Origin of the sequence: Propionivibrio limicola, assembly GCF_009469695.1 — a bacterium.
Classification (GTDB): domain Bacteria; phylum Pseudomonadota; class Gammaproteobacteria; order Burkholderiales; family Rhodocyclaceae; genus Propionivibrio; species Propionivibrio limicola.
Genome location: NZ_SSSR01000002.1, coordinates 32848 through 52486 on the forward strand (window position 1 = coordinate 32848; position 19639 = coordinate 52486).

The 19639-nt window shown below is 63.0% G+C and carries 20 protein-coding genes; 13 read left to right on the forward strand and 7 right to left on the reverse strand.

Annotated features, from left to right (window positions below; all coding sequences use genetic code 11):
- The first annotated feature begins 13 nt into the window (after window positions 1-13).
- From GH659_RS02165 to GH659_RS02190, 6 genes are all read left to right on the forward strand, one after another.
- Window positions 14-892, forward strand: coding sequence for a DMT family transporter (locus GH659_RS02165; protein WP_246167648.1), 879 nt, complete (start codon window positions 14-16; stop codon window positions 890-892).
- A 132-nt stretch (window positions 893-1024) separates the two neighbouring features.
- Window positions 1025-3898 (forward strand): HAMP domain-containing protein, encoded by a 2874-nt coding sequence (locus GH659_RS02170; protein ID WP_153109111.1) that lies wholly within the window; start codon window positions 1025-1027, stop codon window positions 3896-3898.
- A gap of 31 nt (window positions 3899-3929) precedes the next feature.
- Entirely contained in the window at window positions 3930-4706 is a 777-nt protein-coding gene (locus GH659_RS02175) for a methyl-accepting chemotaxis protein (protein ID WP_153109112.1), read from the forward strand.
- A complete protein-coding gene (locus tag GH659_RS02180) occupies window positions 4706-5323 on the forward strand; it encodes a hypothetical protein (protein WP_153109113.1) in 618 nt (205 codons plus the stop codon). Before GH659_RS02175 ends, GH659_RS02180 begins: the two co-directional genes overlap by 1 nt.
- Window positions 5324-5362: 39 nt before the next feature.
- Window positions 5363-6316, forward strand: a complete 954-nt coding sequence (locus GH659_RS02185) for a chemotaxis protein CheX (protein WP_153109114.1) — start codon at window positions 5363-5365, stop codon at window positions 6314-6316.
- A gap of 26 nt (window positions 6317-6342) precedes the next feature.
- Complete coding sequence (locus tag GH659_RS02190; protein WP_153109115.1) at window positions 6343-6708, forward strand: response regulator; 366 nt, start codon at window positions 6343-6345, stop codon at window positions 6706-6708.
- A 116-nt stretch (window positions 6709-6824) separates the two neighbouring features.
- Here the strand turns inward: GH659_RS02190 and cydX are convergent, their stop codons facing one another.
- The 6 genes from cydX to GH659_RS02220 all read right to left on the reverse strand — a co-directional run bounded on the left by cydX (window position 6825) and on the right by GH659_RS02220 (window position 12008).
- Window positions 6825-6941, reverse strand: a complete 117-nt coding sequence (gene cydX, locus GH659_RS02195) for a cytochrome bd-I oxidase subunit CydX (RefSeq protein ID WP_153109116.1) — start codon at window positions 6939-6941, stop codon at window positions 6825-6827.
- A gap of 27 nt (window positions 6942-6968) precedes the next feature.
- Window positions 6969-8105, reverse strand: a complete 1137-nt coding sequence (cydB, locus tag GH659_RS02200; protein WP_153109117.1) for a cytochrome d ubiquinol oxidase subunit II — start codon at window positions 8103-8105, stop codon at window positions 6969-6971.
- A 12-nt stretch (window positions 8106-8117) separates the two neighbouring features.
- On the reverse strand, window positions 8118-9653 hold the full coding sequence (locus GH659_RS02205; protein WP_153109118.1) for a cytochrome ubiquinol oxidase subunit I: 1536 nt from the start codon (window positions 9651-9653) through the stop codon (window positions 8118-8120).
- Window positions 9654-10088: 435 nt separating this feature from the next.
- Entirely contained in the window at window positions 10089-10601 is a 513-nt protein-coding gene (locus tag GH659_RS02210; RefSeq protein ID WP_153109119.1) for a universal stress protein, read from the reverse strand.
- Entirely contained in the window at window positions 10598-11581 is a 984-nt protein-coding gene (locus GH659_RS02215; RefSeq protein WP_153109120.1) for a TerC family protein, read from the reverse strand. The genes GH659_RS02210 and GH659_RS02215 overlap by 4 nt, the downstream gene beginning before the upstream one ends.
- A 73-nt stretch (window positions 11582-11654) precedes the next feature.
- Window positions 11655-12008: an HPF/RaiA family ribosome-associated protein gene (locus GH659_RS02220; protein ID WP_153109122.1), complete on the reverse strand. Its 354-nt coding sequence runs from the start codon at window positions 12006-12008 to the stop codon at window positions 11655-11657.
- Between the two features lie 208 nt (window positions 12009-12216).
- Between GH659_RS02220 and GH659_RS02225 the strand changes: the two genes are divergently transcribed.
- Together GH659_RS02225 and GH659_RS02230 are read left to right on the forward strand one after the other, a co-directional pair.
- Complete coding sequence (locus GH659_RS02225) at window positions 12217-12690, forward strand: hypothetical protein (protein ID WP_153109124.1); 474 nt, start codon at window positions 12217-12219, stop codon at window positions 12688-12690.
- A gap of 123 nt (window positions 12691-12813) precedes the next feature.
- Complete coding sequence (locus tag GH659_RS02230) at window positions 12814-13416, forward strand: hypothetical protein (RefSeq protein ID WP_211364076.1); 603 nt, start codon at window positions 12814-12816, stop codon at window positions 13414-13416.
- 194 nt (window positions 13417-13610) lie between these two features.
- Here the strand turns inward: GH659_RS02230 and argH are convergent, their stop codons facing one another.
- Window positions 13611-15005 carry an argininosuccinate lyase gene (gene argH, locus GH659_RS02235; protein ID WP_153109126.1) on the reverse strand — a complete coding sequence of 465 codons (1395 nt, stop codon included), beginning with the start codon at window positions 15003-15005 and terminating at the stop codon, window positions 13611-13613.
- Window positions 15006-15080: 75 nt separating this feature from the next.
- Here argH and GH659_RS02240 point away from each other — a divergent pair, with 75 nt between their 5' ends.
- The 5 genes from GH659_RS02240 to GH659_RS02260 all read left to right on the forward strand — a co-directional run bounded on the left by GH659_RS02240 (window position 15081) and on the right by GH659_RS02260 (window position 19636).
- Window positions 15081-16115 (forward strand): sensor histidine kinase, encoded by a 1035-nt coding sequence (locus tag GH659_RS02240; RefSeq protein WP_170285800.1) that lies wholly within the window; start codon window positions 15081-15083, stop codon window positions 16113-16115.
- Window positions 16112-16924: a LytR/AlgR family response regulator transcription factor gene (locus GH659_RS02245; RefSeq protein ID WP_425499973.1), complete on the forward strand. Its 813-nt coding sequence runs from the start codon at window positions 16112-16114 to the stop codon at window positions 16922-16924. The genes GH659_RS02240 and GH659_RS02245 overlap by 4 nt, the downstream gene beginning before the upstream one ends.
- A gap of 243 nt (window positions 16925-17167) precedes the next feature.
- Window positions 17168-17635, forward strand: a complete 468-nt coding sequence (locus tag GH659_RS02250) for a YbhB/YbcL family Raf kinase inhibitor-like protein (RefSeq protein WP_153109127.1) — start codon at window positions 17168-17170, stop codon at window positions 17633-17635.
- Between the two features lie 26 nt (window positions 17636-17661).
- On the forward strand, window positions 17662-18423 hold the full coding sequence (locus GH659_RS02255; protein WP_153109129.1) for a Mut7-C RNAse domain-containing protein: 762 nt from the start codon (window positions 17662-17664) through the stop codon (window positions 18421-18423).
- Entirely contained in the window at window positions 18413-19636 is a 1224-nt protein-coding gene (locus GH659_RS02260) for a polysaccharide pyruvyl transferase family protein (RefSeq protein ID WP_153109130.1), read from the forward strand. Before GH659_RS02255 ends, GH659_RS02260 begins: the two co-directional genes overlap by 11 nt.
- Window positions 19637-19639 lie beyond the last annotated feature (3 nt).

Sequence of the window (19639 nt, forward strand, 5' to 3'; positions counted from 1 at the left end):
GCAGGGGAGCCGGGTGAGCGGAAGTGAACAGGGCAGGAATATTCGGGGCGTCGCACTTTTTCTCAGCGCGCTGTTTCTCTTCGCTTCCGTCGATACCAGCGCCAAGTATCTGATGGCTTTCTTCAGCGCCCAGTTCCTCGTCTGGGCGCGTTTCGTCGTGCACCTCGTCATCATGCTGGTGGCCGTGGCGCCGCGCATGGGGCGGGAGATCATCGTCACCAAACGACCCGGGCTGATGATCCTGCGCGGCCTGATGCTTTCAGGTTCCAGTTTGCTCATTCAATTCGCTTTTCGTTCGCTGCCGCTCGCCGAGACGACGGCGATCTTCTTTGTCACGCCGCTGATCGTCGCCCTGCTGGCCGGGCCGATCCTCGGCGAGAAACTGCGCCTGAAAAGCTGGCTGGCGACCGTGTGCGGTTTCGCCGGTGTTCTCCTGATTGCGCGGCCGGGCGGGGTGATGGCTGGCGCCGGGATCGCCTACGCGCTCGCGGCCGCGTCGTGCTACTCGCTGTACCAGATTCTGACGCGCAAGCTGGCGAGCACGGAGCCGGCGATGCGTCAGCTCTTTTACACCGCCCTGATCGGCTCGATCGCGCTGTCGATCGTCGTGCCGCCGTTCTGGGCGACCGTGATGCCGACGCCGTTCCAGGCGCTGCTCATCGTCTCGCTCGGGATTTACGGCGGCGTCGGCCACTTCTTTCTGATCCGCGCCTATCGCGATACGCCGGCGACGACGCTGTCGCCGATGATGTACGTGCAGCTCGTCTGGGTGTCGCTGCTCGGCTGGCTCGTGTTCGACCATCTGCCGGACGCCGTGTCGACGCTCGGCATGGCGATCATCGGGGTGTCCGGCCTCAGCCTTGCCGTACGCTGGCCGCTCAGGCGGCGTTGAGGCCACACAGCGGGCGCATCGTTTGGCGCGCCCGCTGAATAGGCGTTTTCCGTTGCGTTACCCGGCTGTAATTTTCGTGTAATCGCAACCGTCTAACATGCGCCGGTTTTCCACCTCTGAAAGCCGGTCGTGATGCGTATTCTCGAACCCATTGTGAAGGTTGTGGGGCGCTTGTCGTTCCGCAGTAAATTGCGAATTACCGCGCTGGTGTTTGGCGTGCCCCTGCTGGTTGCTGCCGGCATTCTGGTTTATGAGCTCAATGCCCGCGTCTCGGTGCTGGAGCGGGAGCGCGCGGCGCTGGCCGCGCAGCTGCCGGCGCACGCGGTGCTGGCCGGCCTCTACCAGCTGCAGGCCGCGAAAGAGGCTGAACTGGAGGGCGCGGCCGAACTGGGGGGCGTCGTCAAGTCGTGGCAGGACGATACCCGGAAGGCGCTCCGGAACCTGCAGTTCGTGTTTGAAAAGCATGGGTTGACGGTGGCGCCGGTCAGCAAGGAAACGCCGGCCGGCTTCGGTCACTGGAACGTGCTGGCGGGCGTCATCGAGACGGCTGATCCGGTCCAGGTGAGCGAAACGTTGGTGGCTTTGCGGCAGGATCTGGAACGAATCAACGAGCAGAACGGCCTGCTGATCGACGGCGATGCGTCGACCAGCCGCCTGCTGGCGGCGATGACCGGGCATTATGCCTCGCTGGTGAAGACGACCGGGCAGACAGCCGTGCTTGGCGGCGTGACGCTGGTCAAGAAGAGCTTGCGCGGCAGCCGGCGCAGCGAATTGACGATGCGGCGCGGCAACTTCGATTCGCTGGTGTCATGGAGCATGGAGGCGCTGCAAAAGGTCGGGCAGGAGCGCCCGGCGCTGGCGGCGAATCTCGATGAGGCGGGCAGCCGCCTGAATACCGCCTATGCGCCGGTGCAGGAGGCGCTGACCACGAAGATTCTCGACACGCAGGACTACGACATGGCGCCCGGCACGTTCCTGGCGCTGACCGAGGCGGCGTTCCGGCAGACGCAGGCGGCCGGTGCGCTGATCGAAAAGTCGGCTGACAGCCTGCTGGCCGATCGGCTGGCGGCGCTGCAACTGCAACGCAACGCCGTGTTGCTGGCGATGGCTGCCGTACTGGCGCTTGTCGTCGCGAGTTTCGTGGCGGCGTACATCTCGATCATGCGGGCGGTCAATGGCCTGTCCGACGCGGTGACGACGATGGCCTCCGGCGATCTCGACGCGCGCGTCGACGTCACCACCCGCGACGAACTCGGCACCGTTGGCAAGCAATTCAACCGGATGGCACAGAACCTTGCCGAGCGCACCGCCCAGCTGCGGGAGAAGACCAATGACATCAACACCATGCTGCAGAACATGCCGCAGGGCATCCTGACCATCGTCGAGGGCGGCTGGATTCATGCCGAGTATTCGTCGTTCCTAGAAACGATTTTCGAGACGAAGGAGGTCGAGGGGCAGTCGGCGATGGCGTTCGTGTTCGGCAACGGCAGCCTCGGCGCCGACGAACTGGCGCAGATGGACGTGACGGTCGATTCCTGCCTCGGCGAGGACCGCATGAATTACGACTTCAACGCGCATCTCTTGGCCCGCGAATTTTGCAAGACCATGCCGGATGGGCGCCGCAAGATTCTCGAACTGGCCTGGTCGCCGATCTGCGACGAGAACGACATCGTCGAGAAGATCATGGTCTGCGTGCGCGACGTGACCGAACTGCGCCGGCTGGAAGCAGAAGCCGAGCAGCAGAAGCGCGAGCTGGAGATGATCGGCCAGATTCTCGGCGTGCAGCAGGAGAAGTTCAACGAATTCGTCGATAGCGCGCGCCGCTTCGTCACCGAGAACGAGGCGCTGCTGCGCGAGGCCGACGATTCGCATCCCGAGCTGGTGACGCGTCTCTTCCGCAACATGCACACGATCAAGGGCAATGCGCGGACCTACGGCCTGCTGCACTTGACGAACGTGGTGCATGAGGCCGAACAGGCGTACGACGAACTGCGCAAGAACGAGGACATGGCGTTCGACAAGGACGTGCTGCTCGATCAATTGCAGGACGTGATGGAACACATCGAGCAATACGCCTCGCTCAACGACGTCAAGCTGGGCCGCAAGGGGCCGGGGCGGCGCGGCAGCGCGGAAAAATACCTGATGGTGCCGCGCGCGCAGATCGAAGAGATCGGCGCCGGCCTCGACGCCGTCGATGTGCAGGCGGCTTCTCCTGAACAACTGGCCACGCTGGTGCAGGACGTGCGGCGCGAGTTGCGCCTGATCGGCACCGAATCGATGCACGACGTGCTGGCCGGCGTATTCACTTCGCTGCCGTCGCTGGCCGCCGAGCTGGGCAAGGAAGCGCCGCAGCTGGTGCTCAATGAAAACGGTCTGCGCATCAGGAATCAAGTGTCCGACCTGCTGCGCAACGTCTTCATGCACCTTTATCGCAATTCGCTCGACCACGGCATCGAACACGCCAGTGAGCGGCTCGCCAAGGGCAAGCCGGCGGCCGGCCGGATCGAGCTCGATCTTGCGCTGGCCGACGGGCGATTGATGCTGCGCCTGCGTGACGACGGCCGCGGGCTGGCGCTTGGCCATATCCGGCGCAAGGCGATGGAGAACGGGTTGATCGAGGGCTGTGCCGCTTCGTCCGATGAGGCGGTGGCCAATCTCGTCTTTGCCTCCGGCTTCTCGACGGCTTCCGCGGTGACCGAAGTTTCCGGGCGCGGCGTCGGCATGGATGCGGTGCGCGACTTCATTACCCGAGAAGGCGGCGAAATCGCGCTGCGCTTTACCGGTGGCGAGGTTGGAAGGGAGTTCCGACCGTTTGAAACAGTGATTTCGTTGCCGGAAAAATTCGCCGTCCGTCTGCCGGAGGACGCCGTCGCCGGCGAAGCGGTTCCGGCGCAGGCGGCTCCCGCCGGGAGTGTGTCGCCCGGTTGGCGGGCCGGTCAGTACGGGCTCATGGGCGCGATGCTGTCGTTGAACGGCCAGCGGGCGACCGAGCCGAAACCGGCCTGATGCGACGAACAAAGCGGAGTTGGCGATTACGATGAGTCTTGAATTGTTGTTGGGCGGCGGCGTTTTCTCTGCCGTCGCGTGGTCTGTCGGGCATTTCCGCGCCGGGGCGACGGCCCGGCGGAAATGCTCGCAGTTGTCGGCGGTGCATGCCGATGCGTTGCATTCGGTACACGCCGAGAAGCAGCAGTTGGCCGACGAGGCGAAACGGCTTGCCGATCGCGTCGCCGAACTGACGCAGGAACTGGCGGCGCTGCGCGACGAGCGCGATAGCTTCGCCCGGGCGGCCGATGCCTTGCGGCAGGAAGCGCAAGCGGCGGCCGAGGCCGCGGCCGGCGAGGAAAGTTTGCATCGGGCGGAGGCTTCGTTGCAGTCGGAGCTGTGCGCGCAGGTGGAGAAGATCGGCGGCGAAGTGGTGCAGCTCCGGCAGTTGGCACAGACCTTCGAGCACTGGCATGAAGAGATGAACTCGCTGATGGTGCAAAACCGCGAAATGCATCGGCAGAACGGCGAGTTCTCGTCGATCGTCAAACAGGTCGTCATCCTGTCGCTCAATGCCGCGATCGAGGCCGCGCGGGCCGGGGAAACGGGGCGTGGCTTCGGCGTCGTTGCCGATGAAGTGCAGCGGCTGGCCGTGCGCTCGGAAAGCCTGTCGAAGGATTACGGCCGCAGCCTGCACAAGAACGATCTGACGACGACGGCGACCTTCCAGGAGATCCAGGCCGACGGCAAGATGATCATTTCCGCGATCAGCGGCATCGACGCCATGATCGGGCAGTTGCAAGAGCGGCTTGCCGCGGAGCGCTGGTGATGGGGGTCACGTCTCGCGTGATCCCCGCCGCTGAAAAACGGTGCGCGAACTTCACGAATTCCGCGGGCGCGGTCAGCGAACAGGCCCGGCGGGCGGTCGACCTCGTCTTTACGAATGCGGCGCGCAGTGCGTTGTGCCTGGGACCGGGCGATACGATCGAGATCGCCCGCCTGCCGGGCGAGCAGTTCATCGAACCGCCGGCGTCGAAGATCGTCGTGCTGACTATTGCGTCCTACCTGTTCCGGTTGCTAACGATTTTCCACGTCGAGGACGATCAGGCCGGCGAGGACTATTTCCTGCGCGGCGAGGCGGCGACGGCCGGACGTGCCTTTCTCGATGTCTTCGCCGAGCTCGGCAACATGTGCTGCGGCGCGATGAACCGCGAACTGGGGCGGCATTTTCCGCATACCGGCATGTCGACGCCGTACGTGCTCGATCGCCACTGCCTGCCGTTCGTGCGCGAACTCAAGCCGGCCTATCTGTCGCAGCACCGCCTGCAGATCAACGACGGTGTGACGTTGCACGCGACGCTCTGCCTGTGTGCCTACGGCGACCTCGATTTCCGCATTGATCCGGTGGCGCCCGTCGAGGCGACCGGGGAACTGGAACTTTTCTGAGTGCGGCTCGGAAATCAATCAAACATGGCAAGGGAAACCATGACAGAACAACCCGTTAGCAAGGTGCTGGTGCTCGATGACCATCCCGAGTGCCAGGGCGCCATCAAACAATTGTGCGACGCGCATCATCTGGTTGGCCTCAAGGTGCGCAAGAACCGGCTGATGGCCGTCCTGCGGTCGAATATCGACCTCGGCGCGATCCTGCTCGCCGAGGACTATGGCGGCTCGGCCATGGCGAGCGCGGAGATCGCCCTGCAGATCAATACGGTGCGGCCCGAATTGCCGATCATCCTGCGCCGCACGTCGGTGCCGACGCTCGACGACGTTCCGGAAATGCTCCGGCGCGTGTGCTGCGCAGCCTACACGCTGCAGGATACTTCGCCGCTGCAACGGGCCATCGACGAATACATTTTCAGTGTCGTCTATCCGAACGCCCTGGTGCGCGGCATTTCCGAAATCACGCAGAACGTCCTCGCCGCCCAGTTCAAGACGCTGACGCCGCGCTGGCATACGCCGTACATCGTCCGTGACCGTATCATCTTCGGCGAGGTGTTCAGCCTGATTCCGCTCGAAAGCAGCTGGTGCCGCGGCTACATGATGCTGCAGACCGAGGAGGCGGCGGTCCTTGAGGCGCTGAATGCCGATCGGCATGTTCCCGACGCGGACTTCCGCGAGGTCAACAGTCTGCTCGGCGAGATCACCAACCTGATCTGGGGCGCATTCAAGAATCGCTACATCGGCGATGTTGGAGCGACATGCTGCCACCCCATCCAGGTGCCGATCATCGTCAATCACCGGCAGAAGTACATCTCGTTCGGTAGCGAGAACCCGCAGCTGTGTTTCCGCTACACGCTGACCGACGAGCGCAGCGGAGCGGAAATCAAACTCTACCAGCGCTTCGTTTTCAATCTCAGCTGGTCGCCGGAGGACTTTCGGGAGATTGCCCACGATTCGAGCGAGCTGGTGGCATCCGGCGAACTGGAACTTTTCTAATCTGTTTTCAATAAGGGAGATGTGACATGGCAAAAATTCTGGTAGTCGATGATTCGAGCACCGTGCGTGACGACGTCGCCGGATTCCTCAAGGGCAATGGCCTTGACGTGGCGACGGCGGTCGATGGCCGGGACGGGCTGGCCAAGCTGAAGGGCGATGCGGGCATCCGCCTCGTGTTGAGCGACGTCAATATGCCGAACATGGACGGACTGACGATGGTCGAGAAGATCCGTGGCGAACTGGGTAACAAGACCGTCAATGTGATCATGCTGACGACCGAAAGCAGCCCGAGCATGAAGGAGCGCGGCAAGGCGGCGGGGATCAAGGGCTGGATCGTCAAGCCGTTCAACGGCGCCGCAGTGCTCGAGACGTTGAAGAAACTGGCCGCGTAGGGTTTCGTAAGCGGCCACGGATTACGCTCCCAAGCGAAAAAGAAGGAGCGAAAAAGAAGGGGGCAAGGCCATGCGGCCTTGCCCCCTTCGCTTGGGTCAGATGCGGCGTGGCTGTTTCAGTTTTGCCCGCCGTTATTGTCCTGCCGGCTTTCGTACACCTCCTGCCGCAGGGCGCTAAAGACAGAGAGCCAGATGGCGAAGCCGAGGCCGAGAATCCAGGCGAAGTACCACATGGTCGTTTCCTTTTCGTGTGTTCGTAATCAGTAGAGGGCTTTGTCGTTCTTGACGATGAAGTCGCGCGTCACCTTGCCGGACATGACCCGATAGGCCCAGCCGGTGTATGCGACGACGATCGGCGTGAAGATCAGGGCGACCCAAAGCATGACGTTCAGCGTCATGTGGCTGGACGTGGCGTCCCACGCCGTCAGGCTGGCTTTCGGCAATTCAGATGAGGGCAGCACGAACGGGAAGAGAGCGATGCCGGCGGTCAGGATGACCGAAACGCAGGCCAGCGAGGAACCGACGAAGGCGATCAGCGTCTTGCCGGAACGCAGGCAGGCCAGAACGAGCGCGCCGCCGATGTACGCCAGTGCCGGAACCAGCCAGAGGATCGGCATCGCGTTGTAGTTGGCGAACCAGGCGCCCGGTGCGCGGGTCACTTCCTTCATCAATGGATTGAGCGTCGTGCCGACATCCGGGATTGACTGGATGACGTAGCCGTCGATGCGCGACACCCAGAAGCCGGCGATCGAGAAGGCGACCAGCAAGACGACGGTGGCGATGCTGGCGGCTTTTTTTGCACGCGCCTGCAGATCGCCCTCCGTCCGGTGCGACAGGAAGGTGGCGCCTTGCAACGTGAGCAGGGTGAGACTGATGGCGCCGAACAGCAGCGCAAAGGGATTGAGCAGCGCCCAGAACGAACCAGTATAGAACGAGCGCATGGTGTCATCGAGATAGAACGGCAGGCCGAGGAAGAGATTGCCGAAAGCGACGCCGAAGACGAGCGCCGGGATCGCGCTGCCGGCAAAAATTCCCCAGTCCCAGGATTTGCGCCAGGCCGGGTTGGGCAGCTTGGAGCGGTACTCAAAGCCGACCGGCCGGAAGAAGAGGGCAAAGAGCACCAGCAGCAACGCCCAGTAAAGCCCGGAGAAAGCCGTGGCGTAGACGAATGGCCAGGCCGCGAATATGGCGCCGCCGGCCGTGATGAACCAGACCTGGTTGCCGTCCCAGTGTGGGGCGATGGTGTTGATCATGACGCGGCGGTCAGTATCGTCCTTGCCAAGCACGGGCAGCAGCGTGCCGACGCCCATGTCATGGCCGTCCATGATGGCAAAGCCGATCAGCAGCACGCCGACGAGCAGCCACCAGATCAGTTTCAGGGTCATGTAATCGAGCATGGTGGTTCTCCCTTAAGCGTTGTCTTGTTTGAGCACGGCCGGGCCGAGGCGGGCGTACTTGAACATCAGGTACATCTCGACGATCAGGAGCAGCGTGTAGAAGCCGACGAAGCCGGCGATCGATCCCAGCAGGCTGGCGACCGACAGGCTCGAAGCCGAGAGGTAGGTTGGCAGCATGTCGAAAACCGTCCATGGCTGGCGGCCGTATTCGGCGACGAACCAGCCGATCATGATGGCCATCCATGGCAGCGGGATGCTCCACAGGCAGGCCTTCAGGAACAGCGTGTTTTTCTGGATCGTGCCCCTGATGCCGCTGTAGAAGGCGAAGGCGAACAGGCCGAGCATCATGACACCGAGGCCGACCATGATGCGGAACGACCAGAACATCGGTGCGACTTTCGGCACCGTGTCATGCGCTGCCTGAGCAATCATCTCCGGCGTTGCCTGGCGGACATCGGGGCTGTAGCGCTGCACGAGCAGTCCGTAGCCCATATCCTGGCGGTGTTTCTCGAACGTGGCTTTGGCCGCTTCATCGGCCGGGTTCTTGCGCATGACTTCAAGGGCGATGATTGCCTCGATGCCGGACTTGACGCGTTCCTGGTTCGTTTCCCGGATTTCACGGATGCCCGGCAACACTTCGGTCGTCGAGCGGGTGGCGATCATGCCGAGCAATTGTGGCACCTGAAGCGACCAGTCGTTCTTCTGTTCTGCCTCGTTGATGCCGGCGATGATGTTGAAGCTGGCGGGCGCCGGTTCCGTCTCCCACATCGCCTCGACGGCGGCGAGTTTTGATTTCTGGGTCTGCGCGACGTGATAGCCGGATTCGTCGCCCATGAAAATCACCCCCATGATGCCGATCAGTCCGAACGATGCGGCGATGCGGAACGAGCGGCGGGCAAATTCGAGGTGCCGTCCCTTGAGCAGGTACCAGGCCGAAATGCCGAGCACGAAGAGCGCGCCGGCAACATAACCGGCGGCGACCGTATGCACGAACTTCGCCTGTGCCCCGGTATTGAAGATCAGCGCGGCAAAATCGGTCAGTTCCATGCGCATCGTGATCGGGTTGAAGACTGCGCCGACCGGGTCCTGCATCCAGCCATTGGCGATCAGGATGAGGATCGCCGAGAGGTTGGTGCCCAGCGCCAGCAGACCGGTCACCGCCAGATGGCCGCCCTTGGACAGCCGGTTCCAGCCAAAGAAGAAGAGACCGAACATCGTCGATTCAAGGAAAAAGGCCATCAAGGCCTCGATGGCCAGCGGCGCGCCGAAAATGTCGCCGACGTAATGCGAGTAATAGGCCCAGTTGGTGCCGAACTGGAACTCCATCGTGATGCCGGTGGTGACGCCAAGGGCGAAGTTGATGCCGAACAGCTTGCCCCAGAATTGAGTCATCTCCTTGTAGATCGGCTTGCCGGTGATGACATAGACCGATTCCATGATGAACAGTATCCACACGAGACCCAGTGTGAGCGGCACGAAGATGAAGTGGTAAAGCGCCGTCGACGCGAACTGTAGACGCGACAGTTCAACGACCGTTGGATCGATCATGACTCTTCTCCTGTTGGTTTTGTGATTTCGGGCTGGCGATGCGGGAAGTTACGGCCTCCGCACCGGCATGAAAGCGATTCGGCAGGTCGTAGCTTGTGGAGAGGGGGATCGTTCTCCGTTGGTGCGCTGTGCCTCATGAGTCCCTCGTTTGTTGTTGTCAGGAATCGGCGTGCTGAAAGGAAATCCCGCTGCCGGTGCATTCTGCGCTAGAAGGCGGGGCGCTTTCAAGTTTCGTTCTGCCGCCTGTCATGGCATCGGGAACGACGACTCCCTCCTTGCCGACAAACAGCGACGAAGATCGACCCGCGGGGAGAAAAATAGTTCCGCAGGGATGTGTCTCGGCTGCGGAAGGAGGGGAGGAAAGGCGGACGGTCTTGTCCGCCTTTCGTGTGTGTTCGGCCAGGGATTGGCTGGCCGAACACGGCAGGCAACGAATTAACGCGCTACCAGAACAGATACCGGACTAAGGTGGATGACCTTGTAGGCGACCGAGCCAATCAGCAGGTTCTCGGTGGCGCCGAGGCCGCGGCTGCCGACGACGATGCCGCGTACGCCCAGACGTTTTGCCAGGTTGACGATGTGTTCGGCCGCGTCGCCCATGAGGACGTGCAGTCGCCACGGCTTGCCGGCTTGATCGAGCAGGGCGCGCGCGCCCTTTGTGGCGGCCCAGCCCCGATGCAGCAGTTCCGACTCCGCCGCCTCCTTGCTCAACCAGTGTTGCACGTTGACCACATGGAACGAGCAATCGCCGCTCTGGCACGAGAGACGGAGCGCCTCGCTGGCCGCGCGTAGCGAGTAGTCCGAGCCATCGATGGCCAGCAGCCAGGAGTTTTCTTCTTGGGCCGGAAAGCCTTGGCTGCCGTCGATGCTGAGGGCGATCAGACGGTCATCGGCATCGCGTTGGGTGCTCGACGGCTGTGGCAGGTCTTGCGCTTGCAGGGTGTTCATTCGGACTCTCCCGTGACGGCGGTTTCCTTCTTCGACATGATCAAACTCAGCGCCACCGAAACGGCGATGATGAGGCCGACGATCGACAGCGACCACTGGATCGGCATGTGGAACCAGGGCATGACGAGCATCTTGCCGCCGATGAATACCAGCACGATGGCGAGCCCATATTTGAGCAGGTGGAAGCGGTCGGCCATGTCGGCGAGCAGGAAGTACAAGGCACGTAACCCCATGATCGCGAAGATGTTCGACGTGAAGACGATGAACGGATCGGTGGTAACCGCGAAGATGGCCGGGATGCTGTCGACCGCGAAAATCACGTCGCTGGCTTCGATCAGCAGCAGCACGAGGAACATCGGCGTGGCCCAGAGTATGCCGTTCTGGCGGACAAAAAAGGATTCGCCATGAAAGCCGCTGGTGATGCGCAGATGGCCGCGCAGCCAGCGCAGGAGCGGATTTTGTTCAAGATCGGGCTCATCCTCGGCAAAGATCAGCATCTTGACGCCGGTGATGACGAGGAAGGCGCCGAAGACATAGAGGATCCAGGCGAACTGGTTGACCAGCCAGACCCCGGCCAGAATCATCCCCGCCCGCATGACGATGGCGCCGAGCACGCCGTAGAGCAGCACGCGGCGCTGCAGTTCGGGCGGCACGGCAAAGTAGCCGAAGATCATGACGAAGACGAACATGTTGTCGACCGACAGCGACTGTTCGATCAGGTAGCCAGCCAGGAATTCGAGCGTCTTGCGCTGTGCGATTTCCGCGCCATGCGTATCGTTCAGATACCACCAGAGCAGGCCCGCGAAGGCCAGGGACAGGCAAACCCAGGCGATGACCCAGCCCAGCGCTTCCTTGACGGAGACGCGATGCGATTTGCGCCCGCCGAAGACGAACAGGTCAAGCGCCAGCATGGCGAGAACAAAAACGATAAAACCGGCCCACATCGGGCCGGTAGCGAAACTGTCGGGTGTTATGGTCATTGGATTTCTCGGGTTTTCTGTAAGGGGCGCATGATACGCCCCCTCTCAAGCGTTGAGATGCCGTCTCGGCCGCTCAGTCAGGTTCAAAGGCAGTTTCCTGCGTGTGGCGCGGCTGGCGCCGGTCGGCGCGCTGTCGTGACAGGCGGCGGCCAAGCGTGTTGCCGATCCGGCCAATGGCCCGGTCGATGGCGACATAGAGATCGGAGGCGGTGTCCTCGATCAGTACGTCGCGGTGATGAGGCAGCGGGATCTGGATCTGGCAGCGCTTGTCGTTGCCGCCCTTCGGGCCATTGATATCGGAAAGGCGTACGGTCACGCTGCTGACGTCGTGACGCGCCCGGTCGAGCGCGAAGGTCAGGCGCCGTTCGGCGTGCTCGCGCAAACCATCGGTCAGATCGATTCCACTGGTCTTGATGTCGACTCGCATGAGAAGGTCTCCTTTGTCGTTGCTGACGTGATTGATGGTATGAGCACTCAGTTACCTCTTGCAAATCGATTATTTCGGAAAAACACCTTGAAAAAATCGATGTGTTTGATGCGTCGTTGGTGTCGGTGCGGAATGTGTTCCTGGTGTCGAAGCGCTACCATCCGCAACGATGGACGTTTTGCCCTTCGTTTCTTGTCAGGTGTAAAAAATGACTTTTTCTTGCTTGCGAGTGATCTTGTTGTGCGCCGCCGTCCTTTTCCCGGGGGCGTCGTATGCGGCTTCGGACGACGTGCGAATTCTGGATGCAGAGTTTGGCGTGTTCAAAGCCGGGCCGGACGGTGAAGTCATCTTCGAATCAGCGCGGGTCGTTCCCCGGCGCGCCGGGCAGCGCTACGGTTGGGCGATCGAGGTGCATACGAAGAAACGCCGCCTGAACGTGCGCGAGGAATATGTTCAGGCAGAGCCGCCGTCGGTGCCGGAGACGGCGGCGGCTCTGGATTTCGTCATGCCGCCGAAGCGGCGCCCGATCAGTCAACGGCAACTGGTGCCCGTAGATGGCTGGATCTATGGTGAGTGGACAATGTCGGCTGACGAAGCGGCCGGGCCACGACGCCTGCACGTGCTTGTCGAGACCTTGCCGCCCGTCGAGTTCGTGTTCGAGGTGAGCGATTCGCCGCCGTGAGTTCGCTGCCGCTCGCCGGGTCTGCGCAGGGTCCCTGTGAGGAGTCCCTCGGGGGACTATGCCGGCGCGTGAGAAACGAATTGGCGATGCGGCGATCTAAAATGTAAATACCAAGAATGAATCGTGAATCAATCCACGTCCGAAATGGAGGACACCATGAACAAGGAAATCAACGAGGCAACGGGACGTCGTGATGGGCGGGGTCTGAAGCAAATCGGCCTGTTTGCGCTTTCGGCGTTATTTGTGACGCTGGCCGGTTGTGCAAGCTACGCGGGGCGTGATCTCAAGCCGGGCGCAAGTACGCTGCCGGAAATCGTGGCGTCGATGGGTTCGCCGGCCATGCGCTGGAAGGATCCGGACGGGCGCGAACAGCTGGCCTATCCGCGCGGCCCTGCGGGGACGCAGACGTTCATGGTGTTCGTGGCGGCAGGCGGGCGGCTGGAGCGCATCGAGCCGGTGTTGAACGTCGAGCATTTCGCGCGCATCGAGGCGGGCAAGAGCGACAAGGAATCCGTCCTGCGCTTGCTCGGTCCGTCGAATCCAACCCAAACCGCCTATTTCAAGGCGCGTAACGAGCTCGTCTGGGAATGGCGCTTCTGCGACAGCTGGAATCAGGTCGCCTGGTTCGACGTCTTGTTCGATGGGACGACGGGCGTCGTCCGAACGACGGCGCAACGCCCCGAACTGGTTGGCCACGGCGGGCATCCGGTAAGTTGCGGCCACTGAGCTGCCGACTCGAGCGGAAATCGGAGTGGTCCGTCAGCGAAAAACGCGAACCACCAAGAAACCAAGAGAGCACCAAGCTAACGCTCTGTTTTCTTGGTGATTCTTTGTGTCCTTGGTGTCTTGGTGGTGAAGCATTCATCCATGCGCTTCAACATGACTGACCAAGAGCGCGACCGCCTTGGCCCTCGTTCCGATCAGACCCTTTGCCGGGCGCGGGCAATGGCGGCGCGCACCTGCTCCGGCGCCGTGCCGCCGATGTGCTTGCGCGAGGCGAGGGAGCCTTCCACGGTGAGCACTGAGAAGACGTCGTCCGCGACGAGCGGCGAGAAGCTCTTCAGCGTTTCGAACGGCAGTTCCGGCAGGTCGACGCCCAATTCTTCGGCACGGCGCACAGCAAGGCCGACCGCTTCGTGCGCGTCGCGGAAAGGCAGACCCTTGCGCGTCAGGTAGTCGGCGAGATCGGTGGCGGTGGCGAAGCCCTGGCGCAGCGCGTCGCGCATGTTGTCCGGGCGGGCGGTGATGCCGGGGATCATGTCGGCGAAGATGCGCAGCGTGTCGCTGACCGTATCGACGGCGTCGAACAGCGGCTCCTTGTCTTCCTGATTGTCCTTGTTGTAGGCCAGCGGCTGGCCCTTCATCAGGGTCAGCAGGGCGGTCAGGTGGCCGTAGACGCGGCCGGTCTTGCCGCGCGCCAGTTCGGGCACGTCCGGGTTCTTCTTCTGCGGCATGATTGAGCTGCCGGTGCAGAAACTGTCGGCAATCTTGACGAAGGCGAAGCGTGGATTCATCCACAGCACCAGTTCCTCGGACATGCGCGAGATGTGCATCATCAGGAGGGCGCTGGCGGCGCAGAATTCGATGGCGAAGTCGCGGTCGGACACGGCATCGAGCGAGTTTTCGCAGACGCCGTCAAAGCCGAGTTCGGCGGCGACGAATTCGCGGTCGATCGGGTAGGTCGTGCCGGCCAGCGCGGCGGCGCCGAGCGGCAGGCGGTTGGTGCGGCGGCGCACGTCGGCAAAGCGTTCGGCATCGCGGCGGGTCATTTCGAACCAGGCCATCAGGTGGTGGCCGAAGGTGATCGGCTGGGCCACCTGCAGGTGGGTGAAGCCGGGCATCGGCGTCGCCGCCTCGCGTTCGGCGAGGTCGAGCAGGCTGGTCTGGAAAGCCTTGAGCAGCACCAGAATGTCGTCGATCGCATCGCGCAGGTAGAGGCGGATGTCGGTCGCCACCTGATCGTTGCGTGAACGGCCGGTATGCAGGCGCTTGCCGGCGTCGCCGACAAGGGCGGTCAGGCGTTTTTCGATGTTGAGGTGCACGTCTTCGAGATCAAGCGACCATTCGAAGGCGCCGGACTCGATTTCGGAGGTGACCTGCGCCATGCCGCGCACGATGTCGGAAAGGTCGGCGGCCGAAATGATGCCTTGCTTGGCCAGCATTTTGGCGTGCGCCAGCGAACCGCGGATATCCTGCCGCCACATCCGCTTGTCGAAATCGACGGAAGCGGTATAGCGTTTGACGAGATCGGACATCGGCTCGGAGAAGCGGCCGGCCCAGGTGTATTGGGAAGAAGCTGGCGTCGTTTGGCTCATGATAAAGGCAAGTTCGTGGGCTAGAATGCGGGAGGTGTCGAAGGGTTTCCCGACAGGAATGGCTTGAAAAAACAGATGGCAAGTATAAAGCAGAACCCGGTGGCCCGGCCGCTGCCGGACTTTCTCAACTTCGGCGTCATGCTACGCATCCTGCTTGGCGTGAACGTGCTGGCGCTGGCGGCGGCGCTGGTGCAGGGCGCGAGCGTGCGCGAATGGATCGACCGTTACGTCGCGCTGTCCGCCTGGGTGCAGCCGGTGCTGCTGCTCGACGTCGTCTTGCTGGCCCTGTCCGGGCGCGTGTTGCGGCAGCTGCCCGTCAGGTTGGGGCAGGCGCTCGTGCTGCTGCTGGCGGCGGGCGCTTCGATCCTGTTGCTCGATTTTTTCGCGTTCATGGGGTTCGACGAGGGCGGCGGGCCGCGTCTCTGGCGGGCGGGGCTGCTCGGCGGCGCGGCGGCGGGCGTCATGCTGTTTTACTTCGATCTGCGGGCGCGCGCCTTTTCGCCGGCGCTGAGCGAAGCGCGCCTGCAGGCGCTGACGGCGCGCATCCGGCCGCACTTCCTGTTCAACAGCCTGAATGCCGTGCTCTCGCTGATTCGCGCCGAGCCGAAACGGGCAGAGACGGCGCTGGAAGAACTGGCCGAGCTGTTCCGCGCTCTCATGCGCGACCATCGCGACCTGCTGCCGTTGGCCGACGAAATTGCTCTTTGCCGCCAGTACCTCGATCTCGAAAAGTTGCGGCTGGGAGAACGTCTCAACGTCGAATGGGACATCGTTGATGTGCCAGCCGACCTCAAGGTGCCGCCCTTGATGTTGCAGCCGCTGCTCGAGAACGCCGTCTACCACGGCATCGAACCTTCCGGCGAGCCCGGTACGGTGCGGATTGGCTTCGCGCGCCGCGGCGACGAGTTGCATATCGATCTGGCCAATCCCTGCTTCGCCAGTAAAGGGCGTTCCGAGGGCAACCACATGGCGCTGGACAATGTTCGCGAGCGGCTGGCCTTGTACTACGATCTCGAAGCGCGTCTCGACGTCCGCGAGGAAACGCTCGCTGACGGACGGCGCGAGTTTCGCGTGCATATCGTCCTGCCGTGCCGGGGAATTCGTTCATGACGCTGATGACTTCCGTATCGTCGTCGCTTGCGGTTCTCGTTGTCGACGACGAGGCACCGGCCCGCGCGCGCCTGCGCGACCTGCTGGCCGATATCGCGGCCGAGGTGCCTAACGCCGTTGTCGGCGAAGCGGCTAACGGTGTGCTGGCGTTGAAGCTCGTTGCGGAGCATGCGGTCGATGTCGTACTGGCCGATATCCGCATGCCCGACATGGATGGCATCGAACTGGCACGCCATCTCGGCGGGATGACGCAACCGCCGGCCGTGATTTTTGTGACCGCCTACGAGAATCATGCCGTGCAGGCTTTCGAGCTCAATGCGATCGATTATCTCGTCAAGCCCGTCCGGGCGCAGCGTCTGGCCACGGCGCTGCAGAAGGTTCGCCAGCAGCGGCTTCCGCCGCCGTTACCGGTGCTGGCCAGCCTGCAGGAGGGGGCGCGCACGCATCTGTCATGCCACGAGCGAGGTCGCCTGCTGCTCGTGCCGGTGGCCGACATTCTTTATCTGAAGGCCGATCTCAAGTATGTCGTCGCCCGTACTGCCAGCCGCGAGTATCTGCTCGACGAATCGCTGACGCATCTGGAGCAGGAATTCTCGGCCCGTTTCATCCGGCTGCACCGCAGCGTGCTGGCGGCGAAGCTGGCCATCGCCGGCTTCGAAAAGTGCGCGACCGAGGAGGCCGAAGCGCAGTGGCAGGCGCTTTTCCACGGCATCTCCGAACGCGTGCCGGTCAGCCGGCGGCAGTGGCCGGTCGTCAGGAGCTACGCGCGGCAGTCGGGTGCGGGCGGCCAGGGCAGGGCAATCGCATGAAGCAACACATAAAACCAAAGAACTCACCACAGAGTCACAGAGACACAGAGTTGGCGCGGAGAGAAGCGGGAGAATCAAAGCAAAATAGATCGTTTTTCTCTGCGTAATCTCTGTGCCTCGGTGTCTCTGTGGTGGATTCGGTTTTCATGCGATTTCCTTTGCGGCCAGGACTGATTTCGTGCAGTCTCCGTGGCCGGCGCCTAGAATGGGACTGTCTGTCTTGCGTTGAAGGGAGATCCGGCAATGGGAATGAAGATTCTGTCCGATGCTTTTGTGCCCGGCGGCGCTATTCCGAAACGTTATACCTGCCAGGGGCAGGATGTTTCGCCACCGCTCGCCTGGAGCGACATCCCGGCCGGTGCCCAAAGCCTTGTTCTCATCGTGGACGATCCCGATGCGCCCGATCCGGCGGCGCCGCGGATGACGTGGGTGCATTGGCTGCTGTACAACCTGCCGCCGGTGAGTGCTTCCCTGCCGGAAGCGGTTACCGCGCTGCCCGTCGGAACGCTTGATGGTCTGAACGACTGGCAGCGGACGGGTTACGGCGGGCCGTGTCCGCCAATTGGACGGCACCGCTACTTTTTCAAGCTCTATGCGCTCGACGTCGTGCTGCCGGACCTGGGCAAGCCGGACAAGAAGCGGCTTGAACAGGCCATGCGCGGGCATGTCGTCGCCGAAGCGCAACTGGTCGGAACGTATCAAAAAGGCTGAGGCGGCGAGCCGTCGAGAGTGTCTTGATGCCCGAATTCCGCTTCTATGCCGAGCTCGGCGATTTTCTCCCGCCCGCCTTGCGCGGCCGGTCTTTCACGCGAGAGGTGGCGGCGCATCAATCCGCAAAACACGTGATCGAAGCGCTCGGCGTGCCGCATACGGAAATCGGGTTATTGCTGATCAATGGCGAACCGGCGGCGCTGAACTGCCGCCTGTCCCCGGCTGACCGTGTGGCCGTTTTGCCGACGCTGCATTGTCTCCCGCCGCCGGCGTGCGGAGACAGTGCGCCGAGTTTCGTCGCCGATGCGCATCTTGGCCGTCTGGCGCGCTACCTGCGCTTTGCCGGGTTCGACACGCTCTGGCACAACGCCTGGCGGGACGCCGAACTGGTCGCGCTTGCCGCCGCTGACGGGCGCATCGTCCTGACGCGCGACCGGGATTTGCTGATGCACCGCGCGGTGCAGGCGGGGTGTTATGTGCGTGGCGAAGACCCGCTTGAGCAGTTGCTCGACGTGGCCTGGCGCTACAGCCTCGATCTGCAGGGTGGCAATCCCGGTCGCTGTCTCGAATGCAATGCGCTGTTGCGGCCGGTGGCGCGGAGCGAAGTGGCGGATCTTCTGCTGCCCGGAACGCTCGCCGGCTTTGCCGCGTTCTGGCGCTGCCCCGATTGCCGGAAGGTCTTCTGGCGCGGCTCGCATTGGCGGCGCATGAAGGCCTCGCTTGAGGTCGTTGCCTGCCGCCTCGCCAACGCCCGGCCTGAGGCGATGGGCCGACATCATGGCGTATGAGTACAGGCCACTGATTCTTTTCGGCGCCTTCGACCGTCACAATTTCGGCGACATCCTGCTCGGCGAAGTGGCGCGGGCGGTGCTGGCACCGTGCCCGGTCGTATTCGCCGGGCTGGCCGAGCGCGATTTGTCCGTTCATGGCGGACGCAAGGTGCGGGCGATTTCGGCGCTGGCCCGGGAAGCCGGATGCTACCCGGCGACAATCATTCACGTGGGTGGCGAAATCCTCACATGTTCCCTCTATGAGGCCGCCGTCATGCTGCAATCGGATGCGGCGGCCGCCGCGGCGATTGCCCGCTTCGATACCGATCCTCTGGCGGCGCAGCGCTGGGCCATGGCAGAAACCGGGCTGGCGCAGCCGATCGCTTATGTCGTGCCGCGCGAGTTGTTTGCGGGGGCGTGCTTTGTCGGCTTTCTCGGTGTCGGCGGCGTCGAGTTCGGGGCGTTGCCGGAGGCCGCGCAGGCGTCGGTCATTGCCCGGCTACGGCAGGCCGATTTTGTCTGGGTTCGCGACCGGCAGACCTGTTCCCATCTGGCGTGTCACGGCGTCCTTCCGCGGTTGGCGCCCGATCCGGCCGAGCTGACCGCCATCCTGTTCCGCGCCGTTATCCGCGCCCATGCGCGCGCTGGGGAACCGGCGAACGTTCGTCAGCGCTTCGGCGATGGTTATCTGGCCGTGCAGTTCAACGCCGATTTCGGCGACGATGCGACGCTCCGCATTCTCGGCGCGCAGTTGCGGCGGCTGCAGGCAAAGCTGGGGTGCGGGGTCGTCCTGTTCCGGGCGGGTGGCGCTCCGTGGCATGACCGTTCGGATGTTTATCGGCGATTGCTGAACGTCGCGCCCGGTCTTGCGGCGAGCGTCTTCGAATCGCTGCATGTGTGGGATATCGCGGCGCTGCTGTCGCGCTGCGCCGGCTTTATCGGATCGAGCCTGCATGGCCGCATCGTGGCGGAAGCCTTTGCCCGTCCGGCGGTCAGCCTGGTGCGCGCCGGGAAGGGGAGCGGGGCGGTTGGCACGAAAGTCGGCGCTTATGTTCATACGTGGAACCCGGAAGCCGCCGAAAGCGTTGTTTCGCCGGAGTGGCTGGCGGCCGCGTATATGGACCGGGCAAAGGTGGGCGGACGCCGCCTGCGACTGGCCGCCCACGAGGGTGCCGGTCGGGTTGCGCAGGCCATTGCCGCGGTGAAGGCCTGCTTGCCCGCCCGGCCATAAGCT